This is a genomic window from Pseudomonas sp. Irchel s3f10 (assembly GCF_900187515.1).
Classification (GTDB): Bacteria; Pseudomonadota; Gammaproteobacteria; order Pseudomonadales; family Pseudomonadaceae; genus Aquipseudomonas; species Aquipseudomonas tensinigenes.
The window spans coordinates 114,881-133,146 of record NZ_FYDZ01000014.1 but is presented as its reverse complement, the minus strand read 5'-3'; the positions used below and the strand labels follow the sequence as shown (position 1 = coordinate 133,146).

The window sequence follows — 18,266 nt, the reverse complement described above, 5'->3', positions numbered from 1 at the left end:
GCCAAATGTTGCAACCTAAGCGTACGAAGTTCCGCAAGCAGATGACAGGCCACAACCGTGGTCTGGCTCAGCGCGGTAGCAAAGTCAGCTTCGGCGAGTTCGCGCTGAAGTCTGTAGCTCGTGGTCGTCTCACCGCTCGTCAGATCGAGTCAGCGCGTCGTGCTCTGACCCGTCACGTTAAACGTGGCGGCAAGATCTGGATCCGTGTATTCCCGGACAAGCCTATTTCCAAAAAGCCCCTCGAAGTTCGTATGGGTAAAGGTAAGGGTAGTGTGGAGTACTGGGTTGCCCAGATTCAGCCAGGCAAAGTCCTGTATGAAATCGAGGGTGTTTCTGAAGAGCTGGCGCGTGAGGCTTTTGCCCTGGCTGCTGCAAAGCTGCCGCTCGCCACCGCCTTTGTTAAACGGACGGTGATGTGATGAAAGCGAATGAACTTCGTGAAAAATCCGCACAGCAGCTGAACGAGCAACTGCTCGGCTTGCTGCGCGACCAGTTCAATCTGCGTATGCAGAAAGCAACTGGCCAGTTGGGGCAGTCTCATCTGCTCTCGCAAGTTAAACGTGACATCGCTCGCGTGAAGACTGTGCTCAACCAGCAGGCAGGTAAGTGATCATGGCTGAAGCCGAAAAAACTGTCCGTACGCTGACTGGCCGTGTTGTCAGCGACAAGATGGACAAAACCATCACCGTATTGATCGAGCGTCGCGTAAAGCACCCGATCTACGGTAAATACGTTAAGCGTTCGACTAAGCTGCACGCGCACGACGAAACCAACCAGTGCCACATCGGCGACAAAGTCACTATTCGTGAAACTCGTCCTATGGCCAAGACCAAGTCTTGGGCGCTGGTTGATGTTCTCGAACGCGCTGTGGAAGTCTAAGGACTAGGGGTCGGAGAAATTATATGATTCAGACTCAATCCATGCTCGATGTGGCCGATAACAGCGGCGCTCGCCGTGTTATGTGCATCAAGGTGCTGGGTGGCTCCCATCGTCGTTACGCTGGTATCGGTGACATCATCAAAGTTACCGTGAAGGAAGCAATTCCTCGCGGTAAAGTGAAAAAAGGCCAAGTGATGACTGCTGTTGTAGTCCGCACTCGTCACGGCGTACGTCGTGCTGATGGCTCCATTATCCGCTTTGATGGCAACGCTGCTGTTCTTCTGAACAACAAGCAAGAGCCGATCGGCACCCGTATCTTTGGGCCAGTGACCCGTGAACTTCGTACTGAGAAGTTCATGAAGATCGTCTCGCTCGCCCCAGAAGTGCTGTAAGGAGATCCGACATGCAAAAGATTCGTCGTGACGACGAGATCATCGTGATCGCCGGCAAAGACAAAGGTAAGCGCGGTAAGGTGCTCAAGGTTCTTGCTAATAACCGTCTGGTTATCAGCGGTCTGAACCTGGTGAAGCGTCATACCAAGCCTAACCCGATGTCGGGCGTGCAAGGCGGTATCGTCGAAAAAGAAGCTCCACTGGACGCTTCTAACGTCGCCATTTTCAACGGCGAAACCAACAAGGCTGACCGCGTTGGTTTCAAAGTAGAAGACGGCAAGAAAATTCGTGTCTTCAAGTCGACCCAAAAAGCGGTTGATGCTTGAACACTGCTAGGTAGAAGACCATGGCACGACTAAAAGAGATTTACTGGAAGGAAATCGCACCGAAGCTTAAGGAAGAACTTAAGCTTTCGAACGTGATGGAAGTTCCACGCGTTACAAAAATCACCCTGAACATGGGTCTGGGCGAAGCTGTTGGTGACAAAAAAGTCATCGAGCATGCTGTTGCTGACCTGGAAAAGATCACCGGCCAAAAAGTCGTTGTGACCTACGCTCGTAAATCCATCGCTGGCTTTAAAGTCCGTGAAGGATGGCCGATCGGCGTCAAGGTGACTCTGCGCCGTGAGCGTATGTATGAGTTCCTGGATCGTCTGCTTTCGATCTCCCTGCCTCGGGTTCGCGACTTCCGCGGCCTGAATGCCAAGTCCTTCGATGGTCGTGGTAACTACAGCATGGGCGTGAAAGAGCAGATCATTTTCCCGGAAATCGACTACGACAAGATCGATGCTCTCCGCGGTCTGGACATTACCCTGACCACCACTGCCAAGAACGATGATGAAGGCCGCGCTCTGCTGCGTGCTTTCAAATTCCCGTTCCGCAACTGATTGGAGTAGGAAAATGGCCAAGAAGAGCATGAAAAACCGTGAGCTGAAGCGTCAGCTCACCGTTGCCAAGTACGCCACCAAGCGTGCAGCGCTGAAAGCTATCATCGTTGATCTGAACGCAAGTCCAGAAGCACGTTGGGAAGCTACCGTAGCTCTGCAGAAGCAACCACGTGACGCAAGCGCTTCGCGCATGCGTAACCGTTGCCGCCTGACTGGTCGTCCGCACGGCGTTTACCGCAAGTTCGGCCTTGGCCGTAACAAGCTGCGTGAAGCTGCAATGCGTGGTGACGTACCAGGTCTGGTTAAAGCCAGCTGGTAATTGCTGTCAAAGTCTCGATGTTCGGGTTCGCAAGAACCTGACCATCGGTGGCCTTGAATCTGAATCAAGCCCCTTTTGGGGCTTGATTCATTTCTGGGGTATGTCTAGAATGACCGGCTCGCCTGAGCCCGTGTTTTTCATGCCCGGAAGTTCTCGGCGACAAGTAGTAGCCGCAAGGCTAATTTTTCTGTATTAGGAGCGTCTAGCCCATGAGTATGCAGGACCCGTTAGCGGACATGCTAACTCGAATCCGTAATGCCCAGATGGCTGAAAAGTCTGTCGTAAGCATGCCATCTTCCACGTTGAAGGCGGCTGTAGCAAAAGTCCTGAAGGACGAAGGTTACATCGCGGATTTTCAGATCACCACCGACGCTAAGCCGTCGTTGTCCATCGAGCTGAAGTACTTCGAAGGCCGTCCGGTTATCGAAGAAGTGAAGCGCGTTAGTCGTCCAGGCCTGCGTCAGTACAAGTCCGTTGAAGATCTGCCGAAAGTTCGTGGCGGTCTTGGCGTGTCTATCGTCTCCACCAACAAAGGTGTGATGACGGATCGTGCTGCGCGCGCTGCCGGTGTCGGCGGCGAAGTTCTTTGCACTGTGTTCTAAGGGGGGATAAGCATGTCTCGCGTCGCTAAGAACCCCGTTAAGCTGCCAGCCGGTGTCGAAGTAAAATTCGCAGGCCAACAGCTTTCGGTGAAGGGTGCCAAGGGTACTCTTGAACTGAACATCCATTCGTCCGTTGAGATCGTTGAAGAAGCTGGTGAGCTGCGTTTCGCTGCTCGCAATGGCGATCAACAAACTCGCGCAATGGCCGGTACCACGCGTGCGTTGGTAAACAACATGGTCCAAGGCGTAAGCCAAGGCTTCGAGCGCAAGCTCCAGCTGGTCGGTGTTGGTTACAAAGCGCAAGCAAAAGGCACGGTTCTGAACCTGGCCCTTGGCTTCTCGCACCCAGTGGATTACGAACTGCCGGAAGGCATCACCGCTGAGACTCCTAGCCAGACCGATATCCTGATCAAGGGCATCGACAAGCAGCTGGTAGGTCAAGTGGCTGCTGAGATCCGCGACTTCCGTCCACCAGAGCCGTACAAAGGCAAAGGTGTGCGCTACGCGGACGAAGTCGTCCGTCGTAAAGAAGCCAAGAAGAAGTAGGGCATAGCAAATGACCGACAAAAAAGTTACTCGACTGCGTCGCGCTCGCAAAGCACGCCTGAAAATGCACGAACTCGAAGTCGTGCGTCTCTGCGTGTTCCGCTCGTCGCAGCACATCTACGCCCAGGTCATCTCGGCCGACGGCAACAAAGTCCTGGCAAGCGCCTCGACTTTGGATAAAGAACTGCGTGATGGCGCCACTGGCAACATCGACGCGGCCACAAAGGTTGGCCAGCTGGTCGCTACGCGTGCTAAGGCCGCTGGCGTCTCGCAAGTGGCTTTCGACCGCTCTGGCTTCAAGTACCACGGCCGCGTTAAAGCGCTGGCTGATGCTGCTCGTGAAGCTGGGCTGGAGTTCTAAGTTATGTCAAATAACGACCAAAAGCGCGACGAAGGCTACATTGAGAAGCTGGTTCAAGTTAACCGCGTAGCCAAAACCGTTAAAGGCGGCCGTATCTTCACTTTCACCGCGTTGACCGTGGTTGGTGATGGTAAAGGGCGTGTTGGCTTCGGCCGTGGCAAGTCGCGTGAAGTGCCTGCTGCGATCCAGAAGGCAATGGAAGCTGCTCGCCGCAACATGATCCAAGTTGATCTGAACGGCACCACTCTGCAGTACGCAATGAAGTCCGCTCACGGCGCTTCGAAGGTGTACATGCAGCCTGCTTCTGAAGGTACCGGTATCATCGCTGGCGGCGCTATGCGTGCTGTCCTCGAAGTTGCTGGCGTTCAGAACGTTCTGGCCAAGTGCTACGGCTCGACTAACCCGGTAAACGTGGTTCACGCCACTTTCAAAGGTTTGAAAGCTATGCAGTCTCCTGAATCCATTGCCGCCAAGCGTGGCAAAAGCGTCAAGGAGATCTTCTGATCATGGCTACCGTTAAAGTAACGCTGATCAAAAGCATGACCGGCCGCATCCCTAACCACAAACTGTGCGTTAAGGGTCTCGGTCTGCGTCGCATCGGTCACACTGTAGAAGTCCAGGATACTCCCGAGAATCGCGGGATGATCAACAAGGCTTACTACATGCTGCGTGTCGAGGGTTAATCGATGAAACTCAATGATCTGAGTCCAGCGCCGGGTTCCCGTCGCGAAAAGCATCGTCCGGGCCGTGGTATCGGTAGCGGTTTGGGTAAGACTGGTGGCCGTGGTCACAAAGGTCAGACCTCCCGCTCCGGTGGCACCATTGCTCCAGGCTTTGAAGGCGGTCAACAGCCGCTGCATCGTCGCCTGCCGAAGTTCGGTTTCGTTTCCCTGAAAGCCATGGATCGCGCAGAAGTGCGTCTGTCCGAGCTGGCTAAAGTGGAAGGCGACATCGTCACCGTGCAGTCCCTGAAAGATGCCAACGTGATCAACGTCAACGTACAGCGTGTGAAAATCATGCTGTCCGGTGAAGTGACTCGCGCTGTCACTATCGGCAAGGGAATCGGCGCCACCAAAGGTGCGCGTGCGGCTATCGAAGCAGCTGGCGGCAAGTTCGAGGAATAAATGGCTAAGCAAGGTGCTCTCTCTGCGCTCGGCAAAGGCGGTATGTCTGAACTCTGGGCTCGTCTGCGTTTTCTGTTCCTGGCGATTATCGTCTACCGAATAGGCGCACACATCCCGGTTCCAGGTATTAACCCGGACCGACTCGCAGACCTGTTTCGACAGAATGAGGGGACCATTCTTAGCTTGTTCAACATGTTCTCCGGCGGCGCGCTGGAACGGATGAGCATCTTTGCACTGGGGATCATGCCGTACATTTCGGCATCGATCATCATGCAATTGATGACAGCCGTCAGCCCGCAGCTGGAGCAGTTGAAGAAGGAAGGTGAAGCTGGCCGTCGCAAGATTAGCCAGTACACCCGCTACGGCACCGTCGTCCTCGCTCTGGTTCAGGCTATTGGCATGTCCATTGGTCTGGCGGGGCAGGGCGTTGCGTTCACTGGTGACTTTGGCTTCCATTTCGTCGCGGTATCCACTTTTGTGGCTGGTGCGATGTTCATGATGTGGCTGGGTGAGCAGATTACTGAGCGTGGTGTAGGCAACGGTATCTCGATGTTGATTTTTTCGGGTATCGTCGCCGGTCTTCCGAGAGCAATCGGGCAGTCTTTCGAGTCTGCGCGTCAGGGTGATATCAACATCTTCGCCTTGGTTGCCATCGGTTTGCTGGCAGTAGCGATTATCGGTTTCGTGGTGTTCATTGAGCGTGGTCAGCGTCGTATTGCTGTTCACTACGCCAAGCGTCAGCAGGGCCGCAAGGTTTTTGCTGCGCAGACTAGCCACCTGCCGTTGAAGGTGAACATGGCCGGTGTTATTCCGGCTATTTTCGCGAGCAGCATTTTGCTGTTCCCGGCTTCGTTGGGTGCCTGGTTCGGTCAGTCTGAAGGTATGGGCTGGTTGCAGGACATCTCGCAGTCGATCGCTCCTGGTCAGCCGTTGAATATTCTGCTGTTTAGTGCAGGGATTATTTTCTTCTGCTTCTTCTATACGGCGTTGATGTTCAATCCGAAAGACGTAGCGGAAAACCTGAAGAAGTCCGGTGCCTTTATTCCGGGCATCCGTCCAGGTGAGCAGTCTGCGCGCTATATTGATGGCGTTCTGACTCGCTTGACCATGTTCGGTGCTCTTTACATGACGGCCGTGTGCCTGTTGCCCCAGTTCCTGGTGGTTGCAGCCAACGTTCCGTTCTACCTTGGCGGGACCTCGTTGCTGATCGTGGTCGTGGTTGTGATGGACTTCATGTCCCAAGTACAATCGCACCTCGTTTCGCACCAGTACGAATCCCTGATGAAGAAAGCCAACCTGAAGGGTTACGGCAGCGGCATGTTGCGCTGAGTACCCATAAGGTTCGAGGAGTTGGTGATGAAAGTTCGTGCATCGGTGAAAAAGCTGTGCCGTAACTGCAAGATTATTCGCCGCGAAGGTGTTGTTCGAGTAATTTGCAGCGCGGAACCGCGTCACAAACAGCGCCAAGGCTGAGTGTGATTGTGCTTCAAGCCCGGTAGCTAGTGCGCTACCGGGTTGATTATTTGTTATTACAGCGATATTATCTCGCGCCCTATTTCTTGGCTTCCGGGGCGTAGGTAGCTGTCAATTGGAGTCCCACTGAATGGCCCGTATTGCAGGCGTTAACATTCCAGATAACAAGCATACTGTTATCTCGCTGACCTACATCTATGGTGTTGGTCGCACTACTGCGCAGAAAATTTGCGCAGAGACTGGGGTAAACCCAGCCGCAAAGATCAAAGATCTGAGCGACGAGCAGATTGAGCAGTTGCGTGGCGAAGTGGCGAAGTTCACCACTGAAGGTGACCTGCGTCGCGAAATCAACATGAAAATCAAGCGTTTGATGGACCTCGGTTGCTACCGTGGTCTGCGTCATCGTCGTGGTCTTCCAGTGCGCGGTCAGCGTACCAAGACTAACGCGCGTACCCGTAAAGGTCCGCGTAAGCCGATCCGCAAGTAATCGCCCACGCGAATCGACAGGAAATTAATCATGGCAAAACCTGCTGCTCGTCCTCGTAAAAAAGTTAAAAAGACAGTGGTTGATGGCATCGCCCACATCCATGCTTCTTTTAACAACACCATCGTGACCATCACCGACCGTCAAGGTAACGCGCTTTCTTGGGCTACCTCCGGTGGTTCGGGTTTCCGCGGTTCCCGCAAGTCCACCCCGTTTGCTGCTCAAGTAGCTGCTGAACGTGCTGGTCAAGCTGCGCTGGAATATGGCCTGAAAAACCTCGACGTTAACGTCAAAGGTCCAGGTCCAGGTCGTGAGTCTGCTGTCCGTGCATTGAACGGCTGTGGCTATAAGATCGCCAGCATCACCGACGTGACGCCAATCCCGCACAACGGGTGCCGTCCGCCGAAGAAGCGCCGCGTGTAATCCAGGAGATTGTAAAGAATGGCTCGTTACATTGGTCCAAAATGCAAACTCGCTCGTCGCGAAGGCACCGATCTCTTCCTGAAGAGCGGCGTGCGCGCGATCGAATCGAAGTGCAACATTGAAGCAGCACCTGGTATCCACGGCCAACGCCGCGGTCGCCAGTCCGATTACGGCACCCAACTGCGTGAAAAGCAGAAGGTCCGTCGTATCTACGGCGTTCTCGAGCGTCAGTTCAGCGGCTACTACAAAGAAGCTGCTGGCAAGAAAGGTGCAACCGGTGAAAACCTGCTGCAACTGCTCGAATGCCGTCTGGACAACGTTGTATACCGTATGGGCTTTGGTTCGACTCGTGCCGAATCCCGTCAGCTGGTATCGCACAAGTCGATCAGCGTTAACGGTCAGACCGTAAACGTTCCGTCGTATCAGGTTCGTGCTGGTGACGTGGTTGCAGTTCGCGAGAAAGCAAAAAACCAACTTCGCATTGTCCAAGCTCTCGATCTGTGTGCCCAACGTGGCCGCGTAGAATGGGTAGAAGTAGACACTGAGAAGAAGTCGGGCGTTTTCAAGAACGTTCCTGCTCGCAGTGATCTGTCCGCCGACATCAACGAAAGCCTGATTGTCGAGCTCTACTCCAAGTAAGGGCTAGAAAATAGGTGCATCCATGCAGATTTCGGTAAATGAGTTCCTGACACCCCGCCATATTGATGTGCAGGTTGTCAGTCCAACCCGCGCCAAGATCACTCTCGAGCCTCTCGAGCGTGGTTTTGGCCACACCCTGGGCAACGCGCTGCGACGCATCCTGTTGTCCTCAATGCCCGGCTGCGCAGTAGTCGAGGCCGAGATTGACGGTGTGCTCCACGAGTACAGCGCCATCGAAGGTGTACAGGAAGACGTAATTGAAATCCTGTTGAACCTTAAAGGTCTGGCCATCAAGCTGCACGGTCGTGACGAAGTTACGCTGACCTTGTCGAAGAAGGGTTCGGGGGTGGTTACCGCTGCCGATATTCAGCTGGATCATGATGTCGAGATCGTTAATCCCGATCACGTAATCGCTAACCTGGCGTCTAACGGCGCCCTGAACATGAAGCTCACCGTAGCTCGTGGTCGTGGTTATGAACCAGCCGACTCGCGTCAGAGCGATGAAGACGAAAGCCGCAGCATCGGTCGCTTGCAGCTTGACTCTTCGTTCAGCCCGGTTCGCCGTATCGCATACGTGGTGGAAAACGCCCGTGTCGAGCAGCGTACCAACCTGGACAAGCTGGTTATTGATCTGGAAACCAACGGTACTCTGGATCCTGAAGAGGCTATCCGCCGCGCTGCAACCATCCTGCAACAGCAGTTGGCTGCGTTCGTCGACCTCAAAGGTGACAGTGAGCCAGTGGTTGTCGAGCAGGAAGACGAGATCGATCCGATCCTGCTTCGCCCGGTTGACGATCTGGAACTGACTGTACGTTCGGCTAACTGCCTTAAGGCGGAAAACATCTACTACATCGGTGACCTGATTCAGCGTACCGAAGTAGAGCTGTTGAAGACTCCGAACCTGGGCAAGAAATCCTTGACTGAAATCAAGGACGTTCTGGCCTCCCGCGGTCTGTCCCTCGGCATGCGCCTCGACAACTGGCCGCCTGCAAGTCTTAAGAAGGACGACAAGGCGACTGCCTGATCGTCGTAATCACCGAACGTAGTGTTTGGTAAGGAATGAACCATGCGTCATCGTAAAAGTGGTCGTCACCTGAGCCGCACCAGCTCGCACCGCAAGGCCATGTTCCAAAACATGGCGGTGTCGCTGTTCGAGCACGAGCTGATCAAAACTACTCTGCCAAAAGCCAAAGAACTGCGTCGCGTTGCTGAGCCGCTGATCACTCTGGCCAAGACAGACAGCCTGGCTAACCGCCGTCTGGCTTTCGACCGTACTCGTTCGAAAGCTATCGTTGGTAAGCTCTTCAACGATCTGGGCAAGCGTTACGCTACCCGTGAGGGTGGCTACCTGCGCATCCTCAAGTGCGGTTTCCGCGCTGGCGACAACGCGCCTATGGCGTACGTCGAGTTGGTTGATCGTGCTACTGCTGGCGAAGCTGTATCCGCCGAGTAAGACGTCAGTCTGAAACAAAGAACCGGGCCTAGTGCCCGGTTTTTTGTGCCTGCAAGAAAATGCGCTGTTCGTACAAGCTTCTGACACCTTTCTGTTGGCACTATGTGCTGGGAAACATAATTAGTAATTATCTATCGATGTCTGCAAGTTAATGAATTTGTAGGCGTCACATGGATGATCGATACTTCCCAGCAAGCCGATTAGCCGGCAGTTTCAAGACTGACAGAGGAAGAAGACCGTATGAGCCAGATCAAAACGCTTACGACCGCCAGTGGCGCACCTGTCGCTGATAACCAGAATTCTCGCTCCGCCGGCCCGCGTGGCCCGCTGCTGCTCGACGACTTTCATCTGATCGAGAAGCTCGCCCACTTTAATCGTGAAAACATCCCTGAGCGCCGCGTACATGCCAAAGGCTCGGGTGCTTACGGCACGTTTACCGTGACTCGTGACATAACCGAGTACACCAGCGCCAAGCTGTTCGAATCTGTCGGCAAGCAGACCCCGACGTTTTTGCGATTCTCCACTGTCGGTGGCGAGCGCGGTTCGGCGGATACCGAGCGAGACCCTCGTGGTTTCGCGCTGAAGTTCTACACCGAAGAAGGTAACTGGGACATCGTTGGCAACAACACGCCAGTGTTCTTCATTCGCGATCCGTTGAAATTCCCTGATTTCATCCACACCCAAAAGCGCCTGCCGCAAAGCAACCTGAAAAGCGCGCAGATGATGTGGGACTTCTGGTCGCATTCGCCTGAGGCGCTGCACCAGGTCACCATTCTGTTCTCCGATCGTGGCATTCCTGATGGCTACCGTCACATGCACGGCTTCGGCAGCCACACCTACAGCCTGATCAGCGCAAAAGGTGAGCGTCACTGGGTGAAATGGCACTACAAGACCAAACAAGGCATCAAGAATCTGGCTCCGGCCGATGCTGCACGGTTGGCTGGCACCGATCCGGATTACGCCCAGCGTGATCTGTTCGAAGCGATCGAGCGCGGTGAATTCCCGAAATGGCGCGTGTGCATCCAGGTCATGACGGAGGCTCAGGCTGCTGCGCATTACGAGAATCCTTTCGATGTCACCAAAACCTGGTCGCAGAAAGAGTTCCCGTTGATCGAGGTGGGTGAGTTGGAGCTGAACCGCAACCCGCAGAACTATTTCGCAGAAGTCGAGCAAGCGGCATTCGGCCCAAGCAATATGGTGCCAGGTGTTGGTCTGTCGCCAGATCGTATGTTACAGGGCCGCGTATTTGCGTACGCTGACGCTCACCGCTACCGCGTGGGTACCAATCACCAGCAACTGCCGGTAAACGCGCCACGCAGCCCGGTAAATACTTACCAGCGCGACGGCTCAATGGCGTTCGGCAGCAACGGTGGTGCAGCACCTAACTACGAACCGAACAGCTACACCGAAGCGCCGAAACAAGCTCCGCGTTACGCAGAACCTGCACTGGCCTTGAGCGGTGCTGCCGATCGCTACGATCACCGCGAAGACACTGATTACTACAGCCACGCCGGTGCGCTGTTCCGCCTGATGAGCGACGAGCAGAGAGCGTTGCTGGTCAGCAATATCGCCGGCGCCATGTCGGGTGTTTCCAGTGATGTGGTCGATCGTCAGTTGCAGCATTTCTACAAAGCCGACACGGCGTATGGAGAAGCAATCGCAAAGCTGCTCAACGTACAGCTTAACGAAGTCTAAACGAGAAGCAGAACCGCCCTCATTTGGGCGGTTTTTGCGTTATTTAGGCTGCTTTTCTCAGAATATCTTCGCTTTTATTGCGTGAAACGGGTGACCTTCCAGTCAGGTTGGTTCAAACTACAGCCTTTCAAGTAGGGAGATGTAGGGCGATGCAAGGCCACCCAGACGTAATCGATTACCTCAACACGTTGCTGACCGGCGAACTGGCCGCGCGTGATCAATATTTCGTTCATTCGCGGATGTATGAGGACTGGGGGTTCACCAAGCTCTACGAGCGAATCAACCACGAGATGGAAGAAGAAGCCGGTCACGCTGATGCACTGATGCGCCGGATTCTGATGCTCGAAGGCACGCCGCGCATGCGTCCGGACGATCTGGATGTCGGTACCACCGTGCCGGAGATGCTCGAAGCGGATCTGCGCCTCGAATACAAAGTTCGCGCTGCACTGTGCAAAGGCATCGAGCTGTGCGAACAGCACAAGGACTACGTCAGCCGCGAGATCCTGCGCGTGCAGTTGAACGACACCGAAGAAGATCACACCTACTGGCTGGAAAAGCAGTTGGGCCTGATCAAGTTGATTGGTCTCGAAAACTACCTGCAATCCCACGCTTCCTGATTGCAATAGATACAAAAAAGCCCCTGTCACTGTTGAAGTGACAGGGGCTTTTTCGTGTCTGGCGTTTAAGCCCGATCGCGAATCAGCAATGGCTTGAGGTAATGGCCTGTGTGAGATTGCTTCATCTCGGCCACGTCCTCAGGGGTGCCGGTGGCAATGATCTGCCCACCTTTCGAACCGCCCTCCGGCCCCAGATCGACCAGCCAGTCGGCCGTCTTGATCACGTCGAGGTTGTGTTCGATCACCACCACGGTGTTGCCGTGGTCGCGCAGGCGATGCAGCACGTCGAGCAATTGCTGGATATCCGCGAAGTGCAAACCAGTGGTTGGCTCATCGAGGATGTACAGCGTCTTGCCGGTATCGCGCTTGGACAGCTCGCGAGACAATTTGACCCGCTGCGCCTCACCACCAGAAAGCGTCGTTGCCGACTGCCCGAGCTTGATGTACGACAGACCGACATCCATCAGTGTTTGCAGCTTGCGCGCCAGCGCCGGCACCGCGTCGAAGAACTCCCGCGCCTCCTCGATGGTCATCTCGAGGGTTTCGTGAATGCTCTTGCCCTTGTATTTGATCTCAAGGGTTTCGCGGTTGTAGCGCTTGCTCTTGCACACGTCGCACGGCACGTAGATGTCCGGCAGGAAGTGCATCTCAACCTTGATCAGGCCATCGCCCTGGCACGCCTCACAGCGGCCACCCTTGACGTTGAACGAGAAACGCCCTGGACCGTAACCACGGGAACGTGACTCAGGTACGCCGGCGAACAGCTCACGGATTGGGGTGAACAGGCCGGTATAGGTCGCAGGGTTGGAGCGCGGTGTACGGCCGATCGGGCTCTGGTCGATGTCGACGACTTTGTCGAGATGTTCCAGGCCTTTGATGCTGTCGTGCGCCGCTGCTTCCAGCGTGGTCGCGCCGTTGAGGGCGGTGGCGCTCAGCGGGAACAGGGTATTGTTGATCAGCGTCGACTTGCCCGAGCCGGACACACCGGTGACGCAAGTCAGCAGACCAATCGGGATGTCCAGATCGACATTGCGCAGATTATTGCCGCGCGCCCCTTTGAGCGACAGGTTGAGCTTCTTATTGCGCGGGGTGCGTTTGGCTGGCACTTCGATCTTCACCCGGCCCGACAGGTATTTGCCGGTCAGCGAGTCCGGGTGCGCCATGACTTCAGCCGGCGTACCCTCGGCAACGATTTGCCCGCCATGCACACCGGCGCCCGGGCCGATGTCGACGACATAGTCAGCCAGGCGAATCGCGTCTTCGTCGTGTTCGACCACAATCACCGTGTTGCCGATATCGCGCAGGTGCTTGAGTGTGCCGAGCAGTCGATCGTTATCTCGCTGGTGCAAGCCGATGGACGGCTCGTCGAGGATGTACAGAACGCCAACAAGTCCGGCACCGATCTGGCTGGCCAGGCGAATCCGCTGCGCCTCACCGCCGGACAGGGTGTCAGCGCTGCGATCCAGCGACAGATAATCGAGACCGACATTGACGAGGAACTGCAGGCGCTCGCGAATCTCCTTGAGGATCTTGTCAGCGATCTCGCCACGGCGGCCGGTCATCTTCAGCTCGCCGAAGTACACGCAAGCATCGCCAATCGGCAGGTTGGTCACTGCCGGCAGCGTTTTCTCGCCAACCCAGACGTGCCGCGCTTCACGGCGCAGGCGAGTGCCTCGGCAATCCGGGCACGATTGGGTGCTGAGGAACTTGGCCAGCTCTTCGCGCACGCTCGCCGACTCGGTCTCGCGGTAGCGACGCTCCAGGTTTGGCACGATGCCTTCGAACGGGTGCGAGCGTTTGACGATATCGCCACGGTCGTTGAGGTATTTGAAGTCAACGTTCTGCGAGCCGCTGCCATGCAGGATGAATTTCTGCTGATCGGCCGGCAGTTCGTTGAACGGTACTTCGAGGCTGAAACCGTAGTGCGAGGCCAATGAGCCGAGCATCTGGAAGTAATAGACGTTACGCCGGTCCCATCCACGTATTGCGCCCTCGGCCAAGGTCAGGTCGCCGTTGACCAGTCGCTTGATGTCGAAGAACTGCTTCACACCCAGACCATCGCACGTCGGGCATGCGCCGGCCGGGTTGTTGAAGGAAAACAGCTTGGGTTCCAGCTCGCTGATTGCGTGGCCGCAAATCGGACAGGCGAAGCGCGCGGAGAAGATCATCTCTTCGCCCGGCTCATCGTCCATCGGCGCGACCAGTGCAATACCGTCCGCCAGTTTCAGCGCAGTCTCGAAAGACTCGGCCAGACGTTGCTGCAGATCGGCGCGTACCTTGAAACGGTCGACGATTACATCGATCGAGTGCTTCTTCTGTTTATCCAGTTTCGGCAGTTCGTCGAGCTCACAGATCCGGCCGTTGACCCGGGCGCGAACGAAACCTTGTGCGCGCAGCTCTTCGAAGACCGAAAGGTGTTCACCTTTACGCTCGCGGATCACCGGGGCCAGCAACATCAGTTTGCTGCCTTCCGGCTGCGCCAGCACCAGATCGACCATCTGGCTGACGGTCTGCGCTTCCAGCGGAATGTCGTGATCCGGGCAGCGTGGCGTACCGACGCGTGCATAGAGCAGGCGCAGGTAATCGTAGATTTCGGTAATTGTGCCGACCGTGGAGCGCGGGTTGTGCGAAGTCGACTTCTGTTCGATGGAGATCGCCGGCGACAGGCCTTCGATGGTGTCGACGTCGGGTTTTTCCATCATCGACAGGAACTGGCGGGCGTAGGCCGACAGCGATTCGACATAGCGGCGCTGACCTTCGGCGTACAGCGTATCGAAGGCCAGGGACGACTTGCCGGATCCGGACAGGCCGGTGATGACGATCAGCTTGTCCCGTGGCAGGGTCAGGTCGATGTTCTTCAGGTTGTGGGTACGGGCCCCACGTATCAGGATCTTGTCCAAAGTGGCCTCGCTCGGCGGGCGTCGAAAACGTAGGAGTATACGGGCAAATACTGGATGGATGCACACTATCAAACGAAGGGTTTTTTGCCCTGGATGAAGAGAGTTTCATCTATACGCGTCAAAGCGTCGCGATCTACCCCGTCTTCCGATGGGACTGGTAGAATCGCCGCCGGTTCACACGAGGTTTTTCCATGCACGATCCCCACAGCGAACGCATGAGTGGCAGCGAGACCCGCGCGGCGAGCGGTCTGGCCCTGGTGTTCGCCTTCCGTATGCTTGGCATGTTCATGGTGTTGCCGGTACTGGCGACCTACGGCATGGATCTGGCAGGCGCGACCCCAGCCCTGATCGGGTTGGCTATCGGCGCGTACGGCCTCACCCAGGCAATTTTTCAGATTCCGTTCGGCGTCATTTCGGACCGCATTGGCCGCCGTCCGGTGATTTACCTCGGGCTGATCGTCTTTGCCCTCGGCAGTGTGCTGGCGTCTCAGGCCGATTCGATCTGGGGCGTGATTGCCGGCCGGATCCTGCAAGGTGCCGGGGCGATCTCCGCAGCGGTCATGGCGCTGCTTTCCGACCTGACCCGCGAACAACATCGCACCAAAGCGATGGCCATGATCGGTATGACCATCGGTCTGTCGTTCGCCGTGGCCATGGTGGTCGGGCCGCTGTTGACCCGCGCTTTCGGGCTCTCTGGATTGTTTCTCGCCACCGGCGGCATGGCGCTGGTGGGCATCGTCATCGTGATGTTCATGGTGCCGAAATCCACCGGGCCGTTGACTCACCGCGAGTCCGGCGTGGCGCGTCAGGCCTTGATGCCGACGCTCAAGCATCCTGACCTGTTGCGACTCGATCTGGGCATCTTTGTGTTACATGCCATGTTGATGTCGAGCTTCGTCGCGCTGCCACTGGCACTGGTGGAAAAAGCCGGTTTGCCCAAGGAACAGCACTGGTGGGTCTATCTCACCGCGCTGCTGATTTCGTTCTTCGCCATGATCCCGTTCATCATCTATGGCGAGAAAAAACGCAAAATGAAACGAGTTTTGCTCGGCGCCGTCCTGACGCTGATGCTGACTGAGCTATTCTTCTGGCAGTTCGGCGACAGCCTGCGGGCTCTGGTGATCGGTACGGTGGTGTTCTTCACCGCGTTCAATCTGCTGGAGGCTTCATTGCCGTCGCTGATCAGCAAGGTTTCACCGGCGGGCGGGAAGGGCACGGCGATGGGCGTGTATTCCACCAGCCAGTTCCTCGGTTCGGCACTCGGCGGGATACTCGGCGGCTGGCTGTTTCAGCATGGCGGTCTGTCGGTTGTGTTCCTTGGATGTGCCGGGCTGGCTGCACTTTGGTTGGCCTTTGCTGTTACCATGCGTGAACCTCCCTACGTGACGAGCCTGCGCTTGCCGTTGTCGCCCGAGGCGATCCGCGAAGCGGGTCTGGTCGAGCGCCTCAAGGCCCTCGTAGGGGTAACCGATGCAGTGATAGTTGCTGACGAAGCGGCTGTTTACATCAAACTGGACAAAGAATTAGTGGATCGCGACACCCTCGAACGCCTGGTGAACAACCCGGCCGGGGCTGCTTGCGAAGCCTAGGAGAACGTTATGGCCCGTGGGGTTAACAAAGTCATATTGGTCGGCACTTGCGGCCAGGATCCCGAAGTTCGCTACCTGCCTAACGGTAACGCCGTGACCAACCTGAGTCTGGCCACCAGCGAACAGTGGACCGACAAGCAAACCGGTCAGAAGGTCGAGAAGACCGAGTGGCACCGTGTTTCGATGTTCGGCAAGGTTGCCGAAATCGCCGGCGAATACCTGCGCAAGGGTTCGCAGGTGTACATCGAAGGCAAGCTGCAGACCCGTGAGTGGGAAAAAGACGGTATCAAGCGTTACACCACCGAAATCGTGGTCGACATGCAAGGCACCATGCAACTGCTCGGCGGCCGTCCACAACAGGGCGACCAACAAGGCGGTGGCAACAACTATCAGCAGTCCGCTCCGGCCCCACGCCAGCAGGCGCCGCGTCCGCAGCAGTCGGCTCCGCAACAGCGTTCGGCCCCGGCTCCTCAGCAGGCCGCACCGCAACCGGCTCCGGATTTCGACAGCTTCGATGACGATATTCCGTTCTGATTTGTTGCTGTAACCGCTGCAAATAAAAAGGCCCGTCGCTTAAACGACGGGCCTTTTTTGTGCGAAAAAATCAGCGCTAACCCCGATCAACTGTAGGAGCTGTCGAGTGAAACGAGGCTGCGATCTTTTGATCTTGAAATCAAAGTCAAAAGATCGCAGCGTGCCGCAGCTCCTACAGGAAGGATCCGTGGTTCAGTCGAGGATCAGGTGCGGCAAGAAGCGGCTCGAATCTTTAGTGATCAGGCTGTTGTCTTCCCTTACACCAATCCCCGCTGCCTGATCGCCAATCACCCACGAACCGATCAGCGTGTAGCTGTCACCAAATTTCGGTAACGGTGCAAATTCCTGCAGGATAAACGGCGCATCCGTGTAGGGCCCATCCTCTTTGACGATCAGACCGTCAGCCGTTTGCAACTCAATGTTCGCGCCTTCCCGGGAAAAGTACGGCTTGCGTACCCAACCCTTGGGCACAGCGCTGGCCGGATTTGGGTCGAGATGCGCCGCCAGCAGATTCGGATGCCCTTTGTGCATCTCCCATAGCAACGGCAGTGCACCCTTGTTCGACAGGATCGCCTTCCACGCCGGTTCGAAAAACTGTGTATCGCTCTCTGCAATTGCCGCCCCGAACGGCTCGTGGAAGATGAATTCCCAGGCATGCAGCTTGAACAGGTGCGGGATCCAGCGATCTTCCAGGTCGACGAACCGCCCTTCAGCCGTCAAACCGATGTCTTCGATATCGATGTGCCGAGACTCGATGCCGACCTTCTCGGCGATCAACCGCAGGTAATCCGTGGTGCCCTTGTCCTCGACCGAGTCTTTCATCGAGGCAAAGTAGAACGGTCGCTTCAGCTGTAATTCGGCGAAGGCTCGATGCAACTGGGTGTCGATGCTGTTGAACTGGTCGGCATGGCACGGCAGCGTGCCGCGCTCGATGCATTGTTCCAGCCAGCCCCACTGGAACGCCGCCGCTTCGTAAAGACTGGTCGGTGTGTCGTAGTTGAGCTCCAGCAGCTTTGCCGGGCCGTTGCCGCTGTAGGAAAAGTCCATGCGCCCGTACAGATGCGGATGACCTTCCAGCCAGGACGTGCGGATCATGTCGTAGTACGCCGGCGGGATGCTCAGGCGATCCAGCAGTTCTTCGCTGTGCACCACGCGGTCGACCAGGTCCATGCACATCTCGTGCAGTTCAGTGGTCGGGTCCTCGAGATCGTTTTCGATCTGCGCGAGCGTGAACTGGTAGTACGCGCTTTCGTCCCAGTACGGCTCGTCATCGATGGTGTGGAACATGAAGCCGAGGCTTTCGGCAGTCTGCTTCCAGTCGGGGCGCTCGGCGCAGAGGATCTTCTTCAT

General features: G+C 56.2%; 26 protein-coding genes. 24 read left to right on the top strand and 2 right to left on the bottom strand.

Annotation, left to right across the window (positions count from 1 at the left end; genetic code table 11):
- Positions 1-5 precede the first annotated feature (5 nt).
- The 22 genes from rplP to bfr all read left to right on the top strand — a co-directional run bounded on the left by rplP (position 6) and on the right by bfr (position 11,893).
- Positions 6-419, top strand: a complete 414-nt coding sequence (rplP, locus tag CKW17_RS24310) for a 50S ribosomal protein L16 (RefSeq protein ID WP_007896757.1) — start codon at positions 6-8, stop codon at positions 417-419.
- Complete coding sequence (gene rpmC, locus CKW17_RS24305; RefSeq protein WP_002555481.1) at positions 419-610, top strand: 50S ribosomal protein L29; 192 nt, start codon at positions 419-421, stop codon at positions 608-610. Before rplP ends, rpmC begins: the two co-directional genes overlap by 1 nt.
- 2 nt (positions 611-612) lie before the next feature.
- Complete coding sequence (rpsQ, locus tag CKW17_RS24300; RefSeq protein ID WP_003194644.1) at positions 613-879, top strand: 30S ribosomal protein S17; 267 nt, start codon at positions 613-615, stop codon at positions 877-879.
- 23 nt (positions 880-902) lie between these two features.
- Positions 903-1,271, top strand: coding sequence for a 50S ribosomal protein L14 (rplN, locus tag CKW17_RS24295; RefSeq protein WP_002555479.1), 369 nt, complete (start codon positions 903-905; stop codon positions 1,269-1,271).
- Positions 1,272-1,282: 11 nt separating this feature from the next.
- On the top strand, positions 1,283-1,597 hold the full coding sequence (gene rplX, locus CKW17_RS24290; RefSeq protein ID WP_008081905.1) for a 50S ribosomal protein L24: 315 nt from the start codon (positions 1,283-1,285) through the stop codon (positions 1,595-1,597).
- 20 nt (positions 1,598-1,617) lie between these two features.
- Positions 1,618-2,157 carry a 50S ribosomal protein L5 gene (gene rplE / locus CKW17_RS24285; RefSeq protein WP_003176415.1) on the top strand — a complete coding sequence of 180 codons (540 nt, stop codon included), beginning with the start codon at positions 1,618-1,620 and terminating at the stop codon, positions 2,155-2,157.
- 13 nt (positions 2,158-2,170) lie between these two features.
- On the top strand, positions 2,171-2,476 hold the full coding sequence (gene rpsN / locus CKW17_RS24280) for a 30S ribosomal protein S14 (protein ID WP_003228726.1): 306 nt from the start codon (positions 2,171-2,173) through the stop codon (positions 2,474-2,476).
- A 209-nt stretch (positions 2,477-2,685) separates the two neighbouring features.
- Positions 2,686-3,078 (top strand): 30S ribosomal protein S8, encoded by a 393-nt coding sequence (gene rpsH / locus CKW17_RS24275; protein ID WP_077574736.1) that lies wholly within the window; start codon positions 2,686-2,688, stop codon positions 3,076-3,078.
- Between the two features lie 12 nt (positions 3,079-3,090).
- A complete protein-coding gene (gene rplF, locus CKW17_RS24270; RefSeq protein ID WP_003176412.1) occupies positions 3,091-3,624 on the top strand; it encodes a 50S ribosomal protein L6 in 534 nt (177 codons plus the stop codon).
- A 10-nt stretch (positions 3,625-3,634) separates the two neighbouring features.
- A complete protein-coding gene (gene rplR / locus CKW17_RS24265; RefSeq protein WP_003186037.1) occupies positions 3,635-3,985 on the top strand; it encodes a 50S ribosomal protein L18 in 351 nt (116 codons plus the stop codon).
- A 3-nt stretch (positions 3,986-3,988) separates the two neighbouring features.
- On the top strand, positions 3,989-4,489 hold the full coding sequence (gene rpsE / locus CKW17_RS24260; RefSeq protein WP_003186035.1) for a 30S ribosomal protein S5: 501 nt from the start codon (positions 3,989-3,991) through the stop codon (positions 4,487-4,489).
- Between the two features lie 2 nt (positions 4,490-4,491).
- Positions 4,492-4,668, top strand: a complete 177-nt coding sequence (gene rpmD / locus CKW17_RS24255; RefSeq protein ID WP_003176408.1) for a 50S ribosomal protein L30 — start codon at positions 4,492-4,494, stop codon at positions 4,666-4,668.
- Between the two features lie 3 nt (positions 4,669-4,671).
- Positions 4,672-5,109, top strand: coding sequence for a 50S ribosomal protein L15 (rplO, locus tag CKW17_RS24250; RefSeq protein ID WP_003228720.1), 438 nt, complete (start codon positions 4,672-4,674; stop codon positions 5,107-5,109).
- Entirely contained in the window at positions 5,110-6,438 is a 1,329-nt protein-coding gene (secY, locus tag CKW17_RS24245; protein WP_003228718.1) for a preprotein translocase subunit SecY, read from the top strand.
- Positions 6,439-6,465: 27 nt separating this feature from the next.
- Positions 6,466-6,582 (top strand): 50S ribosomal protein L36, encoded by a 117-nt coding sequence (rpmJ, locus tag CKW17_RS24240; protein ID WP_002555468.1) that lies wholly within the window; start codon positions 6,466-6,468, stop codon positions 6,580-6,582.
- A gap of 130 nt (positions 6,583-6,712) precedes the next feature.
- Positions 6,713-7,069, top strand: a complete 357-nt coding sequence (gene rpsM, locus CKW17_RS24235; protein ID WP_009045849.1) for a 30S ribosomal protein S13 — start codon at positions 6,713-6,715, stop codon at positions 7,067-7,069.
- Between the two features lie 30 nt (positions 7,070-7,099).
- Positions 7,100-7,489, top strand: coding sequence for a 30S ribosomal protein S11 (gene rpsK / locus CKW17_RS24230; RefSeq protein ID WP_002555466.1), 390 nt, complete (start codon positions 7,100-7,102; stop codon positions 7,487-7,489).
- Positions 7,490-7,507: 18 nt separating this feature from the next.
- Positions 7,508-8,128: a 30S ribosomal protein S4 gene (gene rpsD, locus CKW17_RS24225; protein WP_003176404.1), complete on the top strand. Its 621-nt coding sequence runs from the start codon at positions 7,508-7,510 to the stop codon at positions 8,126-8,128.
- A gap of 22 nt (positions 8,129-8,150) precedes the next feature.
- A complete protein-coding gene (gene rpoA, locus CKW17_RS24220; RefSeq protein WP_003186012.1) occupies positions 8,151-9,152 on the top strand; it encodes a DNA-directed RNA polymerase subunit alpha in 1,002 nt (333 codons plus the stop codon).
- Positions 9,153-9,194: 42 nt separating this feature from the next.
- Positions 9,195-9,581: a 50S ribosomal protein L17 gene (rplQ, locus tag CKW17_RS24215; protein WP_003176402.1), complete on the top strand. Its 387-nt coding sequence runs from the start codon at positions 9,195-9,197 to the stop codon at positions 9,579-9,581.
- Positions 9,582-9,821: 240 nt separating this feature from the next.
- Positions 9,822-11,276, top strand: a complete 1,455-nt coding sequence (locus tag CKW17_RS24210; protein ID WP_095122210.1) for a catalase — start codon at positions 9,822-9,824, stop codon at positions 11,274-11,276.
- A gap of 149 nt (positions 11,277-11,425) precedes the next feature.
- On the top strand, positions 11,426-11,893 hold the full coding sequence (bfr, locus tag CKW17_RS24205; protein ID WP_016983567.1) for a bacterioferritin: 468 nt from the start codon (positions 11,426-11,428) through the stop codon (positions 11,891-11,893).
- Between the two features lie 65 nt (positions 11,894-11,958).
- On the opposite strand, the gene uvrA is transcribed toward bfr, so the two are convergent.
- Positions 11,959-14,793 carry an excinuclease ABC subunit UvrA gene (gene uvrA, locus CKW17_RS24200; RefSeq protein ID WP_095122208.1) on the bottom strand — a complete coding sequence of 945 codons (2,835 nt, stop codon included), beginning with the start codon at positions 14,791-14,793 and terminating at the stop codon, positions 11,959-11,961.
- A gap of 191 nt (positions 14,794-14,984) precedes the next feature.
- Between uvrA and CKW17_RS24195 the strand changes: the two genes are divergently transcribed.
- Both CKW17_RS24195 and CKW17_RS24190 read left to right on the top strand, forming a co-directional pair.
- Entirely contained in the window at positions 14,985-16,382 is a 1,398-nt protein-coding gene (locus CKW17_RS24195) for an MFS transporter (RefSeq protein WP_095122206.1), read from the top strand.
- 9 nt (positions 16,383-16,391) lie between these two features.
- Positions 16,392-16,916 (top strand): single-stranded DNA-binding protein, encoded by a 525-nt coding sequence (locus CKW17_RS24190; RefSeq protein WP_008081898.1) that lies wholly within the window; start codon positions 16,392-16,394, stop codon positions 16,914-16,916.
- A gap of 192 nt (positions 16,917-17,108) precedes the next feature.
- On the opposite strand, the gene CKW17_RS24185 is transcribed toward CKW17_RS24190, so the two are convergent.
- Positions 17,109-18,266 carry a glutathionylspermidine synthase family protein gene (locus CKW17_RS24185; RefSeq protein ID WP_095122205.1) on the bottom strand — a complete coding sequence of 386 codons (1,158 nt, stop codon included), beginning with the start codon at positions 18,264-18,266 and terminating at the stop codon, positions 17,109-17,111.

Bases quoted from the DNA above. Each gene is read 5' to 3' on its own strand.
- rpsN (WP_003228726.1), top strand. From the start codon at position 2,171: ATGGCCAAGAAGAGCATGAAAAACCGTGAGCTGAAGCGTCAGCTCACC.
- rpmJ (WP_002555468.1), top strand. From the start codon at position 6,466: ATGAAAGTTCGTGCATCGGTGAAAAAGCTGTGCCGTAACTGCAAGATT.
- rpsH (WP_077574736.1), top strand. From the start codon at position 2,686: ATGAGTATGCAGGACCCGTTAGCGGACATGCTAACTCGAATCCGTAAT.
- CKW17_RS24195 (WP_095122206.1), top strand. From the start codon at position 14,985: ATGCACGATCCCCACAGCGAACGCATGAGTGGCAGCGAGACCCGCGCG.
- rplP (WP_007896757.1), top strand. From the start codon at position 6: ATGTTGCAACCTAAGCGTACGAAGTTCCGCAAGCAGATGACAGGCCAC.
- rplQ (WP_003176402.1), top strand. From the start codon at position 9,195: ATGCGTCATCGTAAAAGTGGTCGTCACCTGAGCCGCACCAGCTCGCAC.
- secY (WP_003228718.1), top strand. From the start codon at position 5,110: ATGGCTAAGCAAGGTGCTCTCTCTGCGCTCGGCAAAGGCGGTATGTCT.
- rpmD (WP_003176408.1), top strand. From the start codon at position 4,492: ATGGCTACCGTTAAAGTAACGCTGATCAAAAGCATGACCGGCCGCATC.
- rplX (WP_008081905.1), top strand. From the start codon at position 1,283: ATGCAAAAGATTCGTCGTGACGACGAGATCATCGTGATCGCCGGCAAA.
- rpsE (WP_003186035.1), top strand. From the start codon at position 3,989: ATGTCAAATAACGACCAAAAGCGCGACGAAGGCTACATTGAGAAGCTG.
- CKW17_RS24190 (WP_008081898.1), top strand. From the start codon at position 16,392: ATGGCCCGTGGGGTTAACAAAGTCATATTGGTCGGCACTTGCGGCCAG.
- rpsM (WP_009045849.1), top strand. From the start codon at position 6,713: ATGGCCCGTATTGCAGGCGTTAACATTCCAGATAACAAGCATACTGTT.
- rplR (WP_003186037.1), top strand. From the start codon at position 3,635: ATGACCGACAAAAAAGTTACTCGACTGCGTCGCGCTCGCAAAGCACGC.
- rpsD (WP_003176404.1), top strand. From the start codon at position 7,508: ATGGCTCGTTACATTGGTCCAAAATGCAAACTCGCTCGTCGCGAAGGC.
- CKW17_RS24210 (WP_095122210.1), top strand. From the start codon at position 9,822: ATGAGCCAGATCAAAACGCTTACGACCGCCAGTGGCGCACCTGTCGCT.
- rplF (WP_003176412.1), top strand. From the start codon at position 3,091: ATGTCTCGCGTCGCTAAGAACCCCGTTAAGCTGCCAGCCGGTGTCGAA.
- rplN (WP_002555479.1), top strand. From the start codon at position 903: ATGATTCAGACTCAATCCATGCTCGATGTGGCCGATAACAGCGGCGCT.
- rpmC (WP_002555481.1), top strand. From the start codon at position 419: ATGAAAGCGAATGAACTTCGTGAAAAATCCGCACAGCAGCTGAACGAG.
- rpoA (WP_003186012.1), top strand. From the start codon at position 8,151: ATGCAGATTTCGGTAAATGAGTTCCTGACACCCCGCCATATTGATGTG.
- rpsQ (WP_003194644.1), top strand. From the start codon at position 613: ATGGCTGAAGCCGAAAAAACTGTCCGTACGCTGACTGGCCGTGTTGTC.
- rplO (WP_003228720.1), top strand. From the start codon at position 4,672: ATGAAACTCAATGATCTGAGTCCAGCGCCGGGTTCCCGTCGCGAAAAG.
- CKW17_RS24185 (WP_095122205.1), bottom strand. From the start codon at position 18,266: ATGAAGAAGATCCTCTGCGCCGAGCGCCCCGACTGGAAGCAGACTGCC.
- bfr (WP_016983567.1), top strand. From the start codon at position 11,426: ATGCAAGGCCACCCAGACGTAATCGATTACCTCAACACGTTGCTGACC.
- rplE (WP_003176415.1), top strand. From the start codon at position 1,618: ATGGCACGACTAAAAGAGATTTACTGGAAGGAAATCGCACCGAAGCTT.
- rpsK (WP_002555466.1), top strand. From the start codon at position 7,100: ATGGCAAAACCTGCTGCTCGTCCTCGTAAAAAAGTTAAAAAGACAGTG.